Origin of the sequence: Pseudomonas sp. CG7 (assembly GCF_023701885.1) — a bacterium.
GTDB classification, from domain to species: domain Bacteria; phylum Pseudomonadota; class Gammaproteobacteria; order Pseudomonadales; family Pseudomonadaceae; genus Aquipseudomonas; species Aquipseudomonas zanjanensis.
On the sequence record NZ_JABAEE010000001.1, the window covers coordinates 104,484 to 121,717 of the forward strand.

Sequence of the window (17,234 nt, forward strand, 5' to 3'; positions counted from 1 at the left end):
ATTTTCAGTTCTTGGTGACGTTTCAACCCATAACAACAAAAGGATAACCATCATGCGTCGTTGCACACTGCTTTTCGCCACCCTGCTGTTGCTGTTCAGCCAATGGGCCGCCGCCGACTATCGCATCGGCGTCAGCATCGCCAGGGTCGACGACAACTTCATGACCTACGTACGTAACGGCCTGGACGAGGCCGCGAAAAAGGAAAACGTGCAAATCCAGTTCGAAGACGCCCAGGGCGATGTGGTGCGCCAACTCAACCAGGTCCAGGGGTTCATCAACCAGCAAGTGGACGCGGTCATTGTCCTGCCGGTGGACACCTCCGCCACCGCCAACATCACCCGTGCCGCGGTCGATGCGAAAACGCCGCTGGTCTACGTCAACCGCCATCCGGACGAGCGCACCTTGCCCAAAGGCGTCGTCACCGTGGCCTCCAATGACATCGAGGCCGGACAACTGCAAATGCGCTACCTGGCCGAAAAACTCGGCGGCAAGGGCAACCTGGCGATCATCATGGGCGACCTGGCGCAAAACGCTACCCACGACCGCACCGAAGGCGTCAAACAGGTGCTCAAGGATTATCCCGGGATCAAGATCGTCGAGCAGCAAAGTGCCGAGTGGCAGCGCAACAAAGGGATGGACCTGACCAGCAACTGGTTAATGGCCGGGAGTCGTTTCGATGCCATCGTCGCCAACATCGACGAGATGGCCAGCGGTGCAGCGATGGCCTTGCAGCAGGCCGGCAAAACCAAGGGCGAGGTTGCGATTGTCGGCATCGACGGCTTGCCGGACGGCCTGGCGGCGATCAAGCGCGGGATGTTGGTCGCCTCGGTATTCCAGGACCCCAAGGCCCAGGCGACCAGCGCGGTGCAGGCAGCCCTCAAGATGATCAAGGGCGAGCCGGTGGAAACGGACGTCTGGGTGCCCTTCCAGTTGATCAAGCCTGAGCAGTTGGCAGTGTTCGAGCAACATTACAAATAACCGGCGACTTGATACATCGCCATGACGCTGGCAAGGGGGGCAATACACTGCCCCTCATCAGCCCCACCTGCGCATTCCCGATATTTAGCTTGACGATTGAGATGACGATCATCATATTTGAAGAATATTACGATCATCATGTGGATATCAACTCGACGGCGGCTTCGCGAATTGAAGTCGGCGCGTTGGGCATCAGCGTTTTGTCCACGTCAATCACATGCGCAGGAAATGACGTATGCAAGCCCGAACTTCATTGGCGATTGCCGGTACGCAACACACCTCCAGCCAACCGTTGACCGGCAGAATCGTCGCGCTGCTCGCCGGCCAGGCGGCGATCAGCATGCTCTCCACCCACATCATCCTTCCGGCGTTCGCGGCGATCGGTGAAGACCTGGGCGTGACCGCTCGCGAGCTCGGCCTGACGCTGTCCAGCTTCTTCATCACCTTCGCCTTGGGCCAACTGGTGGTCGGGCCACTGGCCGACCGCTACGGACGCCAGAAGCTGGTCCTGGGCGGGCTGTCGGTGTTCGTTGTCGGCACCGTCATCGCCGGCTTTGCCAGCACCCTCGACGTCCTGATCGCCGGACGCGTCGTGCAAGCACTGGGCGTGTGCGCAGCCTCGGTATTGTCGCGGGCCATTGCCCGGGATCTGTTCGAAGGCGAGACGCTCGCCCGCGCCCTGTCGCTGACAATGATCGCCACGGCCGCGGCACCGGGCTTTTCGCCGCTGGCCGGCAGTGTCCTGGCCGTCACGCTCGGCTGGCGTGCCATCTTCATCCTGGTGGGACTGGCCGCTGTTGCACTGGCGTTTTTCTACGTGCGCGACCTGGGGGAAACCCATCCCGCCGATCGCCGCGCACCCCACTCGGCCAGGAGCGTGGTACTCGCCTATTGCCGACTGGCAGTGGATAAGCGCTTCATCCTCCCGGCCCTGTCCATGGGCCTGCTGCTGAGCGGCCTGTTCGCCTCGTTCGCGGCGGCGCCCGCCATCCTGATGCAAGGCCTCGGCCTGACGTCGGTGCAGACCGGTTTGTACTTCGCCTCGACGGTCTTTGTGGTGTTCGCCGCCGGCATGGCGGCGCCGCGCCTGGCCCATCGTCTTGGCGCCCGGATCGTCACGCTGCTGGGCATAACCTGCGCCATGATGGGAGGCGGCCTGCTTCTGGTCGGTCCGACCGAGCCCGGGCTGTGGTGGTATGCCCTTTCGATGGTCACGTTCCTTTGGGGCATGGGCCTGGCCAATCCACTGGGCACGGCCATTGCCATGGGCCCTTTCGGCAAGGAAGCCGGGATGGCCTCCGCCCTGCTGGGGTTTCTTTCCATGGGGGCGGCTGCGCTGGCCACCTGGCTGGCCTCGGTCTTGAGCTTCGCGCCGATGACCACGCTGGGTGGGATTCAGGCGACGGCCTGCCTGGTCGCACTGGTGTTGTTTCTGCTGCGAGGCAAGATTTGATCATGGCCAAACACGTCGCAGGCAACAATCAATACACGGGCCAGGTTTCGACAATCTTCCCCCCGCGCACGGCCAGCAAATCGCCAAATTGCAGCAGCACGGATTCGGTCTGGGTTGGCCTTAAAAATACCTGGTCTTCGACATTCAGCCCTACCGTCGGCGAGCCGTTGACCATTTCCTGGTTGGAACTGCGACCGTAGAGCTCGTTACTTTGCAGCCCCGAGGGAGACTCGAACTCGGCCATCCAGTTGCCGCCGTAGATGAAGAATGTCCCGCGCTGATTCGGGTCCCACCAGGAGAACAATCGGGACTTGCCATCCAGGGCGGGGAAATTCACCGGGCCGGTGCTCTTCAACACGGGCGTTGCGATAAAGGCCGCCGGCACATGCTCGGCCAGGGATGGCAGGTCGTAATGAGTCGGCTTGAGGAATGCCGTCCCCACCGAGACTTCGCCGCTCAAGCGTTCCTGTTCATGCATGCGGTAGCTGGGGCTGCCGGCGGTATTGAGCGTGAGCCCATCATGCCAAAGCGCCGGGAAGTGTTCCCGCACGTACTTCACATGACCGTTGTAAATGACCATCACCTGGTCGAACAAGGCCTGGGACGAACCGAGCACCCGGGGCACGCCCATGCCGACAAACGGGTCGTACCCCATGAAGCCTGCAAATTCGAGATGCTGCCCATGGGCGCTGATCAGCGTCAGCATCTCGCCGAGCACTGCTTGATCAGACACGCCGCCGCGGTGCAGGCCGACATCCAACTCGATATTGACCCGCATCCGAATGCCCAGGCCCTGGGCCAATGCCCGATAATCCATCAGCCGCTGCGGAGTGTCGAGCAGCCATTGCAGTTGCCTGGCAGGGTCGAAGGCGCCTTTGTGGGTTTGATAGAACAACTCGGCCGAGCGTACCGGCAGGGGTTTGCCAAGCAAGATGTCAGACTCGGGAAAGGTCAGCGCATCGTGGTTGAGGAACGGCTGGTGAAACGACATCAGCCGCCGGGTATCGGTGCGTTTGGCGATATACGCCAGCAACCCCGGTGACGGCAGGGATTTTTCCACCAGGCGCAAGTGTTTACCGGCACGTTTGACCGATTGCATGACCACATTGATGTTGTGAGCGAGCAGGTCGAGGTCGATCAGCATCACGGGCCGCATCGGCCCATGGGTCTTCAACTCCTGATTCAACGCGCGGAAGTAATCGTTGTAGGGACCGCCCCGGTCGCTCGGCCGCAACAGCGCCCCCGCCCCTGCCATCAAGGCCCCCACTCCCGCGGTACCGAGCATAAAGGTTCTACGGTTCATCAGGACGCCCCTCCACGTGCGCAATCAGGTGCACGTTACGGCAGCGCTGCGCCATCGTTGAGGTTATGCGGGGCCAGAAAGGGGGCTTTAGCGGCCATGCTTTGCCGATGCCCAAAAGCGGTGCCCTCCTTGGAGAGCGGCAACGACTGGCGCGACGCGTTTATGAGCCCCCGAGCTTTTTCCAAAGATACCCTGATGGCATATTCACCTGCGCAATGGCAAGCTTGCGACCGCAGCCCAGCCGCCAATGCCGCCGTTCATGGCTGATGCCCGTTGCCACTCACCTCGGGTACCCATCGACTTTTATTCAACTGAGCAAGGATGTCCTCATGAAAATTTCTCTTGGTCTCGTCGCCCTGGCCGGGTGCCTGTCCACCGCCCCTGCCTTGGCTGCCACCCCGAGCCACAGCGACCTGTTCAAGGCCCTGGCACAGTGCCAGGCCAGTGCGCAGCAGATCAGCGAATTCAACGGCCTGGTGGACGCCGAGCAAGTGTCACTCGCCAAGGATGAAGCCCATACCCCGTGGGGCGGTGGCGCCTGGCAGGCCACTGCGGCGCTGTCAGTGCACGGCGTGTCGTCGACCACCTTGGTGATGACCGACCGTTTCAGCTTCTTCCTCCAGGCCAAGAGCAGCAGCCCGAAGGCCGATGCAGAAAAACTCGCCAGCGCCCTGAAACTGGAAAAGACCCTGGATACCGACGGCTACGTGGACTACCAGCGCAACCTCGACAACGGCGCGACCCTGCTGGTGGTCTCCACCGAAAACAAGGACAGCGACCTTTATGTGGGTTGCACCTATCAGCAGGACGCTTCCTGAGACCAAGCGGCCTCGACAAAGCCTTCCCTGTCGTAACCCGGATCTAATGTGGGAGCGAGCCTGCTCGCGATGAGGCCTTCCCCGCTGGCTTCATTGCCTGACCCAACGCCATCGCGAGCAGGCTCGCTCCCACAGGGGGATCTCAGTCGTCGTTAAACGACGCTGCTGCATCCCTTTCACCCGGCGGACCGGGCCTTTGCAGTGTGGAACAGTTCGAGCCATGGCCCGGTCCGTCGAGTTGGGCCTCGACGAAGGCAAATGCATCGTCCAATGAACCATGCAGCACCCCGTCATGCCCCAGGCCTTCATACGTCCGCCAGGTGACCGGGTTGCCAGCGGCACACAACGCCGCGGCGACCGCATACTGGCGCACGGGCGTGATCGTTTGATCAGCCAGGCCGGTGGCGATGAATAACGGGAACCCAATCGATGCCTGTGGCATGTCGGTCGAGGGGATGCGCACCGCCTTCAACGCCTCGGGGGAAATGGTCAGAAGCTCGGCAAACGAATCGATCTGCAACGCTTTGGATTTGCGGGCAATGTCGCGGCTGCAGCCCTCCCGGGCAACACTTAGCAGTTCAAGGCCTTTGGTCGTCAGGATGTCCTCTACCCGTGGCCCGTCCTCGCGCAAGCCGCCGGACGCCAATGCCAGGAACAGCGTATTGGACTGGCGCGGCGGCAACGCAATGGGACCATGGGGAAATGTGCTGTTCGGGGCCGTGACTACTGCGCCGCGGATAGCCAACTCCGGCGCATAACCACCGGCCAGGATCGCCGCGCCCAACGCCGCCCCTCCTCCCTGGGATTGCCCGGCCAGAACCATGCGATTGGCAATCAGGCCAGGCCTGATGGAACGCGCAGCGCGAATCGCATCCAGGACAGAGCGTCCCTCGGCCTGCCAGAACGTATAGGGATGCGGCCCTGGCCCTCCCAGGCCTTGGTAATCGGTGGCGACCACCGCGAACCCGCGCGCCAGCCAACGATTGATATACGCCCCATCACGCTCGCGCCATCCAGCCCAGGACGGTGCGCAGGCGTCGGCAATCCCCAGCGTTCCGTGGGCCCAGGCCAGCAACGGCCAGCCTTGCGGCGGTGGCTGCCCAGCCGGCAAGTACAACGCCCCGCTGACCGGAACGAGTCCGGAGTGCCAGCGCTCGTCGGTGGAGCTGTAGAGCAGGCGCAACACCTGCCCGGCGGCGGGCATCTGCGGCGGCACCGCCAGCGTCTCGCTTCGCAGCAGCACACCGGGCAGCGCGGGCATTGCTTCAGGCCAGCGATAAAACGCCGACAGCTCCCTGTCTCCCGCGTCAGGACCGACGGGGAGCGTGCCTGCCGCCAAGGCGTTGGCCGTCATGACGCTGAATATCCCGAGGCAGATCCGCGCAAAATTCGCGATACGGAACAGGTTCATGGGAAGTTCGCCTGAGCGCAAAGTGCCCTGCGCAAAGCGCTGCCCTGCGCACCGATCACATTGCGCACGACCGGCGCCACCTCATTGAATCGGACAAACCCGTGGGTCATGTTCGCAAGCACTTGCAGGTGTGTCGCCACGCCTGCGCGTTCCAACCGATCCGCCAGCTCCCGGTTTTCATCCAGCAACGGGTCCAGTTCGCCCACCAGCAATCGCACGGGTGGCAGGCCGGCCAAGTCAGCGATGATCGGCTGTACCCGCCAGTCATCCTCATCTTCGACCAGGTAACTCGCCCAGTAGGCGCTCATGGTCTCGACCGACAGATTCTGCCCCCCATACCCACCCAGCCTTCGCCAGGAATCGGAGCCCAGGTCGCGCGAGTAACTGCCATAGAACAGCAGCAACTGCCGCAGCCCATCAAACCCTGCATCCCGTAGCGCAACTGCAGCGCCCAAGGCCAGGTTGGCACCTGCCGAATCCCCGCCCAAGGCATAACCGCGCACGGGGGAATCGGTGATTGCCCCGAGCCTGATCACCCGGCTGACGATCGACACCACTTCGTTGAACGCCACCGGAAAACGATATTCCGGCGACAACGCATAGTCGATGGACAGCACCGCCAGGCCACTGTCACGCACCAGTTGGCGCAGCGGTGCATCCCAGCCGGCAAGCGAACCGTGACGGAATCCTCCGCCATGGCAGTAGAACATCAAGCAAGGCGTCTCATCGCCCTCCGGCCAATAGAGCTTGCAGGGCACCGTTCGGCCATCGACAGCAAAACCCAAGGTGCGCTCATAGGACAGCGGCACGCTGCGGCGCGCCGCCCAGGCATCAATCCGTTCCAGTTGCGCCCGGACACGTTGCACGTCCCCCTGGACAACCGGTAGCAGCCCTTGTTCGCGCAGCGTCGTGGCCACGGCCACCAGGTCAGGGTGAACCGGCGGCGGTGAACCCGCCGCCCCGCTTGCAACGCAACTCATGGCCGGGGGTCCTCACCGGTTCCAAGTGCGTCCAGCAGGATGAACGCCCATTGAGCCCCGTGCATGTCTCGGTCCTGCAAGGCGCCCTGAACCACTGGACGCGGCAGGCTGATCTTGATCACGTTCAACGCCTCGATGGGAAAAACGCTGATCGACTGCGCAGGCCTGCGGAAGAGCTTGGCAATCGCGGGGGCTTGCAACTTTGGCTCCGCGGCCATCTGCGCGAAGGTGTCCGTGTCCTTGCAGAACACATCGATGGTCAGGGAAAACGGTCCGGCATTCTTGGAGCGGATCTCATAACCCAATGTTTGAAGTGTGTTCATCTCACGCGCCCTCGACTGTCTTGATAGCAAACCGGAAAGGTGCCAACGGATCCGCCACGACCATCACATGACTGAGCACGAACTCATGCACCACGCCCCGGTCCATCGAGGCCGGCGAGAAAGGAAACGCGTGGGTGGGCAGGTCTTTGTCGCCGGGCAACGGAAAGTGCAGCAGGTAAGGATTGAGCAGCGCGACCATGTCCTGGGTGCGCTCGGCGGTCGCCGACGTCGCGATGGCCATGACGCCGATTTCCACGGGCGTGCCCACCCGTGACTCAAGCGATCCCAACGCTGAATCCTTGCCGATGGCGCGGAACTGCAAGTCATAGTCATCGGCGCCGATGCCCAGGTGCTTTTCGATCCGCTGACGCATGACCGAATCCAGATAGGCCAGCCACTCATCGAAGCGCTCGACGTATTCCGGATCCCGGACAATGCTCATGACCACCGATTGGAAGCCGCACGGCGCCGCCCCCTCCAACTTGACGGTGTAGTCTTCGCTTGGCGTCCAGACCGAACCTTCGACTCGCACGGTCTGTTCGTCCAACGCGGTGTAGACCGCCCTCTCCACGTGCAGTACGCCGCCGGGCTCGACGAGTACGTGGGGGTTGCTGTTTTCATACAGCATGTGCGCCATGACCGAACGCGGGGTGAGCCGGGCGCCCTCACCAATGGCCTTGATGGTGAATCCCGTGTCGTCGATCGCGGCCATTACCACCGCGTTGGCGGGCGTGGTCGTGCAGGACGCGCCGCACTCCAGGATCTTTCCGGCATGCCAGGCGGCGCCCTGATGGGCCCCGCGCAGGATGGGCAGCGAAGCCATCACCGCCGTGTCGGTGGAACGCCCTGCCAGGATGATGTCCGCGCCGTCTTCAAGCGCATGAATGAAGGGCTCTACGCCCATCAGCGCGACAATGCGCGAGCAGCGTTCGACCAAGGCATCGTCGATGTGATCGAGTTGCAAGGGTCTGATGCGTCCCTGCGCCAACGCTTGTTTCACCACGCTTGCCGGTTGCTCGCTGTAGACGCTCGCGATGCGCACGGCCTGACCGAGTTCGGCGGCGATTTCCTCGCACAGACCGCGCATCAGGTCGACCCCTGCGTCGGAACCACAGGTGCCGCAACTGCCGATAATCAGCGGGATGCCCAGTTCCGCCCGCGCCTGCATGAACACACGCAACTCGGCCCGCAGTATCGAGGCCGAAGCCTTGGTCGTGCCGGTGCCGAGGTAATGGGGACCAGAGTCGGTAGACCCCGCGTCCATTGCAATCACGTCCGGTCGTTCCAGCAGCGCCTGGTCAAACGCCGCCCGTGGGAAACCGGTGCCAATGGCGCCCGTTGGCGTCAGCACTTTAATCGGGGTATTCATGGATTCTCCTTCAAGTCTGTAGAGCGACGTCCGTCAGCGATGACGCAATGGCCAGGCGGGCTACGCCCCTCCAGTACAGCCACCGCACATTGAGCGGCAATCAGATTGGTACGATTGAGTCCCTCGACCGTGGAGGCGCCGACATGGGGCGTCACGATCACGTTGGGGAGTTGGATGAGTTGTTCAGTCACCGCCGAAAGCACCGGCTCCGACTCGCTTTCGAATACGTCGAGCCCTGCCCCGGCCAACCGGTTTTCCCGCAGGGCCCACAGCAGATCCGCATCCCGCACCAGCCCACCCCTCGCGGTATTGATCAGCACCGCGGAAGGCTTCATCCGCTTCAGCGCACGGCTATCGATCAGCCCATGGGTGTGGCGGTTGAGCGGTGCATGGAGGGTGATGAAATCGCTTTCCTCGAGCAGCGTTTCCAGGTCGACAAAACAACTTCGGGGGATACCCTCGACCTCTGCGTTGTCTGGATGAGGGGTGTAGATCAGCGGCTTGACTTCGAACCCGGACAAGCGCTGCAGTACACCCCGGCCAATCCGGCCCAAGCCGACAACGCCAACGGTCTTGCGGTACAAATCGCCTCCCAAGGGAATCGACCAGTCATTGGCCGACAACCCCAACTGGCAGCGTTTGAGCTGACGGCACACGGCGAGCATCAACGCCACGGTGTGGTCTGCGACGCTGGCGTCGTTACCGCCGATGGCGATGGTCGCCACCTTCCCTGCCGCCGCCACCGCCGCCGTATCGACCCGCTCGTAGCCCACACCACGACGGGCGATGACTTGCAGGCGCGGGAGCCCGCTCAGCAGGCTCGACGTAACGTTCGCGTGGCCGACGATCCAACCGTCGGCGTCTTCCAGGAGATCGAGCAACTGGCGTTCGCCCAGGTCGCCATCCGCTTGCCCCTGAGCCAGTTGCGCAATCACAACGTTACAGCCGTGGCTCTGTAGGAAGTGCACGGTCTCTGCATCGAAGAACCGCTGTGTAACCACTAGGGTGTGGCGAGGTTTAGACATCACTGGCCTCTCGATATATGTCCGGCAATCAAAATGCATAATCCAGATACACCCGGGCTTCCGAGCCCGTTACCACGTTGTCGGGTTGGGCGGACACCAAGGCGACAAAGTCCTGGTCGATTCGGTAATCGATGTAAATCAAACCCACGGAAAGCCCGGAATACTCCTTTTCGTCGAAGCGATAATAAAGACGGTATTCGTTCTGCCGTTCGCGCACGTCGGTGCGTCGGCCACTGAAAGGGTCCGTGGCGTCAAACTCACCTTGCTTGTAAATGGTCATGACTTTAAAACCGTCCAGCGAAGCGCCTAATAACGAATGTCCGCTCAAGTCATATTCGGCGCCTATTTGCCAGGTGCGTTCGCCGTCGTTATTAAAGTCGTTTCCGGAACGTGTCCAGGCGTCCATCTTGCCGTCGACGTTATCGCCATGATCGAAATAGGCGTAGCCCAGTTGTCCGTTGGTCAACTCGGCTTTTGTCTCGGAAAATGAAACGCCCAAGCGAAGCTTATCGAGCAATAAACCCACATTGATGTTCAGCCACGTCGCGTCATCGTCATAAGCGGCCTCGCCGGCCTGCCAATCGCGCTCCCAGATTCGCCCGGCTTTTTCAAATTCATAATATTGAGTGTCCAATACAATGCCGGCTTTATCGCCGAGGGGGGCTTTCAGGGTCAGACCATAACGGGTGTTCTCATTGAAGTCCCGCGATACACCATGGTCATAACCCAGTTCGATGGCCTTCAAATCGTATTTAAAGCCGTAGGTGTAAAGGTCCTTTATTTCCTCGCCCGACTGGCTCAGCAGGTGTTCGAAGTCTTCCCGGTCCCGAGGAGACGTGCGGTTGATGTAGGCGGTTTCAAACCCCAACGTACCGGGCAGCGGGCCGATGCCCATCTCGGTGAAGTTCAGGTGGGCCCGGCCTCCTTGATAGGATCCCGGCACAATCCGAGTGTCGAGCGTGACCAACGTCCCCGCATCGAACCGGCCCCGGCCTATTTGCGAATCGGCGTTCCAGCCGTCGCCCTCGTAACGCAACTTGAAATAACCCTGGCCGACTTTTGCAAAGCCACCGTTAGTGCCATCGGTGTCGTCGAACAAATCCCGCCCATTGTCTTTGGAGTCGATCATCGCCACGCCATACAACGAGGCATCAAACCCTACAACGCCGGCCCAGTAACTGGAGTTATAGTCGAGGATCGCACCAACCCCTGTCCCGCCCAACTCGGCGCCGTCCGGAAAACCACCAAAACGATCTTCGATCAAATCGTTGGATATCCGCGTATTGATATACATCGAGCGAAGATAAGCATTCAACTTGCCTTCATGCTGGAACCTGTCGGGATTACTGATGGTTGCCGCAAGACAAACATCAGACACAAACAATGTCGACAGCAACGTCATAGCGACGGCGTTAATCGATTTCATCGACCACCTCATCTATTATTTTTATTTTGACGTGAGCAGACGCGAGCTGGCGTCCTTGAAACTTCGGCGCAGAGAACTAACTGATCAGATAATCGCCCGGGTAATTACCGCCGTGACAATCAGGACAAGGCTGCTGCCTATGGCCCAGAGCAGGCAATAGCGTTGCATATCACCCATGTCGCGCTTGATGATCCCGCTGATGAGATACACCGCGGCGACCAATGGGCTGAGTGCATGGACGGGTTGTCCCAACACCGACGCACGGGCTATATGCATCGGGTCGATACCATACTCGGCCCCCGCCGCCCCCAGTACCGGCAAGATGCCGAAGAAGAACGCGTCGTTGGACAACAGGAAGTTCAGCGGCAAAGCCACCAGTGCGGTAATGATGCCGAAGTATTGTCCGCCGCCGTCGGGAATCAGCTGGACGATTTTCCCCGACATGCCATCGACCATTCCGGTGCCTGACAAAATCCCGGTAAACGCACCTGAAGCGAAGATCAGGGCGATGACCATCAGGACACTTTCAGAATGAGCCGCCACCCGCGCCTTCTGCTCCGACAGGCGTGGATAGTTGATCAGCAGCGCCAGGGAAAAACCCACCATCATCAGCATGGGCAAAGGTGCCAGCCCTGTCGCCATGGCGTACATGAGCCCGGCGGTGAGCGCCAGGTTGATCCAGAACAGCTTCGGCCGCTGCGTTTCGGATTGCACGGTCGGCAAGGCGACCTCCTGCGGTGCAACGTCTTGGTGACCGGGCGTCCAGCCCAAGCGGCGCCGTTCCTTGCGGCCGATCCAGAACGCGACGACGAATGCATAGGCAAGCCCCGCGAACATGGCCGGTACCAGGCCCAGGAACATGTCCGCCACATCGAGATGGAGGGCACTGGCGGCGCGAGCGACCGGCCCTCCCCAGGGAATCAGGTTCACCACCGTATTGGTCAGCAGGAGCATCAACGCCAGAATGAGCGGGTTCATCCCGAGGCGCAGATAGAGCGGCAGGAACGCTGTGGTGACGATCAGGACCGTCGTCGCACCATCCCCATCGAACGAGATCACAGTGGCCAACAGTGCGGTGCCCAACACAACGCGAAGAGGATCATTGCCGACAAAACGCAGAATCCGCCGTACCGCCGGCTCGAAGAGCCCGGCGTCAAACATGATTGCGAAATACAGGATTGCAAACATCAACATCAGTGCGGTGGGCGCTACTTGCTTGACGCCGCCCATCACCATCCCACCCAGTTCCGGCCCTGCCCCACTGGCCAGCCCGAAAGCAACCGGAATGAGGATGAGTGCAGTCACAGCGGACAGTCGCTTGCTTATGATCAATGCCATAAACGTGACGACCATTGCGAAACCTAACCAAGCCATGCGTTTCACCTTTTCGTTTTTATTGTTATCGACGCCATCAAAAATCAATGTGAACAACTTTTTGCGCACTCGAAATCTACATAGGGGGTGAAAGCCTGTAAATCTTGATTTTTTTCGTCAATATTCGCCATCCACCGCGTCGGTTTGGACAAATGACTCAAGACGCAACAGAGAAAAAATTGCTGCTTTGTAGACATTGACGAAATGACCGTATATTTAATAAATATGTACGCCTTTCCAATCAACCTGCTCGGATTCGTCATGCCAGAACAAGAAGACCTCTACCTTTCGGCAGAAGAGGCGGCAGCCCTACTCGGAATCAGCCTGCCAACGCTGTACGCCTACGTCAGCCGCAAAAATATCCGCTCCCTCAAGATCCCGGGCACGCCCAAGCGCCGTTATTGGGCCGAAGACATCCAGCGCCTGGTCAAGCGTCCGGCGGGAGAGAAGCACGCGCCCAAGCGCTCGTCGCCGTCGGACAGCGCCATTACGCTGATCACCGATGATGGCCTGTTTTACCGGGGCCATGACGTCGTCGAGCTCGCTGACCGCGCAACGGTTGAAGACGTCGCCGAGCTGATCTGGCAAGTGCCGTCTGCGTTCGGCACGTCACTGCCCCGTGCACCGAGGGACAGTGTCAAGCTGCTGAACATCTACGAACACATGTCCGCCCAGGAAAAAGCCATCGCGCTTTTCCCATTGGTCCAAAGAGAAAACCCCAAGGCCTTCGACCTTTCCACGGACAGCTACGCGCGTACTGGCGCCGATGTCGTCCGATGGTTTGCCGCCTTGGTGGTGGGCGCCACCGGTCCGAGCACGCAACCCTTGCATGAATTCATCACCCAGGCCTGCGGCGCCCCACCGGCGTACGCCGACCTGATCCGCCGCCTGCTGATCCTCAGTATCGACCATGAGTTGGACCACACCGCCCATAGCGTGCGTGTCGCCGCCACGACCGGCGCCACCCCCTACTACGCGGTCATTGCCGGGCTTGCCGCAGCCCGGGGCCACAGAATCGCTTTTGGAAGAAATGAAGCCGCCAGCAGGATGATCGAGGAAATCTGCACCGCTGTAGACCCTGCGCGACCTATATTGCAGCGCTACAGCCAGGACGGCCACATCGTCGGGTTTGGCCCCAATGTGCATGCCATCAACGATCCGCGCGCCAGCAATCTCATGGCGGCGTTGACGGCCGTCTTCGAGGGCGACAGCGAATTCGCAAAACTGCAAAAAGCGTTTGCGGTGGCCTCGGAACTCGTGGCGTACCCACCAGAATTCATCCTGCTGGTGAGCTTCATCGGCCAGAAGTTAGGGCTGCATGGACAGGAAATTTCATTGGCAGGGATCGGTCGCCTGATCGGCTGGATAGCCCATGCCAGCGAGCAATATAACCAGCACCACGACGCCCGTCCTCGCGCTCGTTACGTAGGGACGTTGCCTACGGCGAGCGAGACCGCCCGCCGTTAATCCTCGCTCGGTCGCGCCTCTGGGAAGCGCCCATTGGAGCGACAGACTGGCTATGAAACGGCCATCGCCGCAAACAGCGAGGTGAATTCGGTCTGCTTTTCGAGACCAGCAACGAAGCCGAGCACTTCAGCTTGTGCCGATGCGTCGATATGCGGCATGGCCATGCGCCGGAATTTACGTTCGAAATCGCCATCGGTCATCGGCGTTTCGACTGACCCGGGCCCGGTGATCATCTCACTCACGACTTGCTCGCCGGACATCAGGGTCACGCAGACACGGTTGGCCAGATGCCGTGGGAACAGTGCGGTCAACGCCGGATCCTCGACAACACTGACCTTGTCCATCAAGGCAATCGCCGCCGGGTCGGCAATCTTTTCACGGCGATACGAATCCACCGTGATGTCGCCATCGAGCAAGGCCCGAGCCACGTTGTAGGGCAGGCTGTGATCTGCTGTTTCCCGGGTCTTCGGCAACCATTTTTCAGGCGTATCGGCCAACACCCGCCGGTTGAATTCAGACGTTGCGATCGTAATGGCGGCGATATCTTCTACGCCATCGATACGCTTGCGGATATCCAGCGCAGCCCAGACGGCGGTGTGCAACTCGCCATTGGTGGGAAATGTCTTGGTCAGCGAGCGCCGTATGGCGTAGTCGCCATTGTCCGGCGTACCGAAACGACGGGTATCCAGCTCGAACGAACCCGAAACCAGCTTGAAGAACCCCATCTCACCTTCAAACACCGGCGACGGTCCCGTCATGCCATGGCGCGCCAATTGGGCGGCGAAAATGGCGTTGCGCGCGGCGTTCGCGGCGGAGCAGCCCTTCCAGTCGGACAATGCTCCACTGCGCACCTGGCGCATGGCCAAGTGACCACTCACGGCAATGTTGATCGCCTGCTCCGTCTGCGCCACGTCCAGCTTCATCAGGTTGGCAGCCGCCGCAGCCATTGCGACGTTGATGTAATTGACGTGGTCCCAGCCCCGCTTGTTCAAGCTGGCCGCATCCTGCAAACGCATCTGGATTTCATAGGCCAGGACGATGGCCGACATCAGTTCCGCCCCGGTTGCGTTTTCAGCTTGCGCCAGCGCGAGGCAGGCTGGGATGTTGTCACTGGGATGGCCAGGCTCCAGGCCCATATAACCGTCGTTATAGTCAAGGAAACGAACCATCAGGCCATTGGTAAACGCCGCGATTTCCGGGGTCGTTTGCAGGTGCGTGCCGAATACGCTGGATGATTTGGCGCGATTGGCGGCGGCGTAACACACCGCGGCCTTTACCGGGTCAGCTCCGTAGGCACCCAGCACGCACGCCAGGCTGTCGATAAAGCGCTGGCGTACGAGGTGGATGATCGCTTCGGGCAGGTGCTGTTTTCTGAATGCATGGGCATAGCGTGCAAGCCGCATCGCTACGGTCGAGTCCGTCATAAGTACCTCGGGTTGAATAGGTGGACCGGTCCTCGTCCATGAGGCGAACAGATCAAGGCGCGACGCGGTGTCGCCGTCTCAGTCGATGACCACGTCAAGCAAGCGGACGTATTGCTGGCCGGCATGCATGTCACGCTCGACCATGCCGCCTTGTGGCGTTGCACGGGGATAAGAAATCTTGACCATTTCCAGGTCCGGCACTGCAATGCGCTTGACCCGTTCGGGATCGGTGCCGTAGAGCCTGGCAAATTGCGCCGAGGAAAGTGCGGCACAATCGGCATAACGCTCGAAATTTTCGCGGCCACTGAAAAAGATATCGAACGTAATCCAGAACGGCCCCGCTTGTTTGGAACGGACATGCCGGCAAACATCACGCAACTTGATCATTGTGCAAGCTCCTTCATCGCCATTGGCGTGTCCGACAAATCGATCCATTCAAGACGTACCAACGCCATGGGATTCTCAAGTTGCACCACATGGTTCAACTTGAACTCATAAATCTGGCCTCGGGGTATATCCGCCGGTGTAAAGGCGAATCCATACGAAGGTAATTCCTTACCCATGACACTGGGGTAATGAAAGAAGTAAGGATTGCACGCATGGGCAATGGTATTGGCTATTTCCTGAGTCGCAGCAGTGGCAACAAACAACATGCCTATCTCAGTTGGCGGTAATGTTCCGACAGGCGGCTTGACCCCGGTGACACCATTCCATCCATACATCCGCAAGGAAATATGAAACTCACCCAACTCTTCGGCTGGAATGGACTGACGGGCTCTTGTGTAAAGCGCTTCCAGCAGCCGATCGTGAAACCCATCGACATCGTTGAGCACATCCGGGTCCTGGATGCCCACCAACATGATCGTTTGATATAAACCGGCGGCGGCCCCTTCCAACTTCATCGTGTAGGGCATCGTTTCCCAGCGTGAGCCTTCTACCCGAACGGCACGCCCATTCAAATCGGCATCACGCGCCTGGGCAACATTCAAGATACCGCCAGGCTCCACCAACCGGAACGGGTCGCTGTTCTCATACAGCATATGGGCCGAGACGCTATGGGGCGTGCACTGGTTGTCCTGGCTCAACGGCTCCACTTCGAAGCCATTGGCATCAATACTCAGCAAGATCCCCGATCCAAGCGTGGGGTTGACGGCGCACTGCACGCCGCATTCGCCCGTCTTGCCGGCATGCCAGGACGGCCCCCAGGGCGCGCCTTTCCAGATGGGATAACAGGCGATGACGGCGGTGTCGGTCGCGCGGCCGGCCAATATGATATCGGCACCGCCATCCAGGGCGGCGATAAAGGGTTCTACTCCCAATGCCGCGACAATGTGTTCACAGCTGTCCACCGTTGTATCCTCCAGCTCGGCATGAGGCGGGAGCGGTTTGATACGACCTTCGGCATTGAGCTTCTTGATGATGTCCTTGTCTTGCTCACAGTAGATAAGTGCGATTTTCGGCGATACGCCCAACTCCTTGGCGATTTCCAAGGCGATATCACGGGTCCAGTCCAGATTGAGGTCACCGCCCGCTTGCCCAGCGGTCCCCACAATGATCGGTACGCCGGATCGCGCCTGCGCTTTCATTAATATCGTCAGGTCACGCTTTACTGCGCCTCGGTTGTTCTTGGACTTTCCAAGTGCAAGATAGGCCGCGCCGCTATCCGTTGAACCTGCGTCCGTGGCGATTACTTGCGCGCCAGCAGCCAATCCATAAGCAATTTCTTCTTCTCGAACACCCGCCCCCAAAGAACCACAGGGAACGATCACTTTTACGCAACCTTCAAATAACTGCGCCATGACAACCTCTTTCAGATCACTCAGTGCGCCAATAATAATGGCTGCAATTGCGCTGACAAGTGGACAGAATTTATCCATATATC

The 17,234-nt window shown here is 60.1% G+C and carries 15 protein-coding genes; 4 read left to right on the forward strand and 11 right to left on the reverse strand.

Translation table 11 applies throughout. The annotated features are described in order from the left end of the window. Nucleotides 1-52 precede the first annotated feature (52 nt). Nucleotides 53-979 (forward strand): sugar ABC transporter substrate-binding protein, encoded by a 927-nt coding sequence (locus HGO40_RS00485; protein ID WP_250961429.1) that lies wholly within the window; start codon nt 53-55, stop codon nt 977-979. A gap of 235 nt (nt 980-1,214) precedes the next feature. Further along, entirely contained in the window at nt 1,215-2,432 is a 1,218-nt protein-coding gene (locus tag HGO40_RS00490) for a multidrug effflux MFS transporter (protein ID WP_250961430.1), read from the forward strand. Nucleotides 2,433-2,460: 28 nt separating this feature from the next. On the opposite strand, the gene HGO40_RS00495 is transcribed toward HGO40_RS00490, so the two are convergent. Next, nucleotides 2,461-3,666 (reverse strand): DSD1 family PLP-dependent enzyme, encoded by a 1,206-nt coding sequence (locus tag HGO40_RS00495; protein ID WP_250961511.1) that lies wholly within the window; start codon nt 3,664-3,666, stop codon nt 2,461-2,463. A gap of 398 nt (nt 3,667-4,064) precedes the next feature. Here HGO40_RS00495 and HGO40_RS00500 point away from each other — a divergent pair, with 398 nt between their 5' ends. Next, the gene (locus tag HGO40_RS00500) at nt 4,065-4,553 is read left to right on the forward strand and encodes a hypothetical protein (protein ID WP_250961431.1); all 489 of its coding nucleotides are present in this window, start codon (nt 4,065-4,067) and stop codon (nt 4,551-4,553) included. Nucleotides 4,554-4,695: 142 nt separating this feature from the next. On the opposite strand, the gene HGO40_RS00505 is transcribed toward HGO40_RS00500, so the two are convergent. From HGO40_RS00505 to HGO40_RS00535, 7 genes are all read right to left on the reverse strand, one after another. Beyond that, entirely contained in the window at nt 4,696-5,964 is a 1,269-nt protein-coding gene (locus tag HGO40_RS00505) for a lipase family protein (protein ID WP_250961432.1), read from the reverse strand. Next, nucleotides 5,961-6,944, reverse strand: coding sequence for an alpha/beta hydrolase fold domain-containing protein (locus tag HGO40_RS00510; RefSeq protein ID WP_250961433.1), 984 nt, complete (start codon nt 6,942-6,944; stop codon nt 5,961-5,963). The genes HGO40_RS00505 and HGO40_RS00510 overlap by 4 nt, the downstream gene beginning before the upstream one ends. Beyond that, nucleotides 6,941-7,267 carry a DUF4387 family protein gene (locus tag HGO40_RS00515; protein WP_250961434.1) on the reverse strand — a complete coding sequence of 109 codons (327 nt, stop codon included), beginning with the start codon at nt 7,265-7,267 and terminating at the stop codon, nt 6,941-6,943. The genes HGO40_RS00510 and HGO40_RS00515 overlap by 4 nt, the downstream gene beginning before the upstream one ends. A 1-nt stretch (nt 7,268) precedes the next feature. After that, on the reverse strand, nt 7,269-8,636 hold the full coding sequence (locus HGO40_RS00520; protein WP_250961435.1) for an acyclic terpene utilization AtuA family protein: 1,368 nt from the start codon (nt 8,634-8,636) through the stop codon (nt 7,269-7,271). Further along, on the reverse strand, nt 8,633-9,661 hold the full coding sequence (locus tag HGO40_RS00525) for a phosphoglycerate dehydrogenase (protein ID WP_250961436.1): 1,029 nt from the start codon (nt 9,659-9,661) through the stop codon (nt 8,633-8,635). Before HGO40_RS00525 ends, HGO40_RS00520 begins: the two co-directional genes overlap by 4 nt. A gap of 28 nt (nt 9,662-9,689) precedes the next feature. Next, nucleotides 9,690-11,087, reverse strand: a complete 1,398-nt coding sequence (locus HGO40_RS00530) for an OprD family outer membrane porin (RefSeq protein WP_250961437.1) — start codon at nt 11,085-11,087, stop codon at nt 9,690-9,692. Nucleotides 11,088-11,171: 84 nt separating this feature from the next. Next, nucleotides 11,172-12,461 (reverse strand): CitMHS family transporter, encoded by a 1,290-nt coding sequence (locus HGO40_RS00535; protein ID WP_250961512.1) that lies wholly within the window; start codon nt 12,459-12,461, stop codon nt 11,172-11,174. Between the two features lie 261 nt (nt 12,462-12,722). On the opposite strand from HGO40_RS00535, the gene HGO40_RS00540 reads away from it, so the two are divergent. Then, the gene (locus HGO40_RS00540) at nt 12,723-13,928 is read left to right on the forward strand and encodes a citrate synthase (RefSeq protein WP_250961438.1); all 1,206 of its coding nucleotides are present in this window, start codon (nt 12,723-12,725) and stop codon (nt 13,926-13,928) included. 50 nt (nt 13,929-13,978) lie between these two features. Here HGO40_RS00540 and HGO40_RS00545 read toward each other — a convergent pair whose 3' ends face one another. The 3 genes from HGO40_RS00545 to HGO40_RS00555 all read right to left on the reverse strand — a co-directional run bounded on the left by HGO40_RS00545 (nt 13,979) and on the right by HGO40_RS00555 (nt 17,151). Next, complete coding sequence (locus tag HGO40_RS00545) at nt 13,979-15,352, reverse strand: MmgE/PrpD family protein (RefSeq protein ID WP_250961439.1); 1,374 nt, start codon at nt 15,350-15,352, stop codon at nt 13,979-13,981. Between the two features lie 78 nt (nt 15,353-15,430). Next, complete coding sequence (locus tag HGO40_RS00550; protein ID WP_250961440.1) at nt 15,431-15,739, reverse strand: DUF4387 domain-containing protein; 309 nt, start codon at nt 15,737-15,739, stop codon at nt 15,431-15,433. Further along, nucleotides 15,736-17,151 (reverse strand): acyclic terpene utilization AtuA family protein, encoded by a 1,416-nt coding sequence (locus tag HGO40_RS00555; RefSeq protein WP_250961441.1) that lies wholly within the window; start codon nt 17,149-17,151, stop codon nt 15,736-15,738. Before HGO40_RS00555 ends, HGO40_RS00550 begins: the two co-directional genes overlap by 4 nt. Between the last annotated feature and the right edge of the window lie 83 nt (nt 17,152-17,234).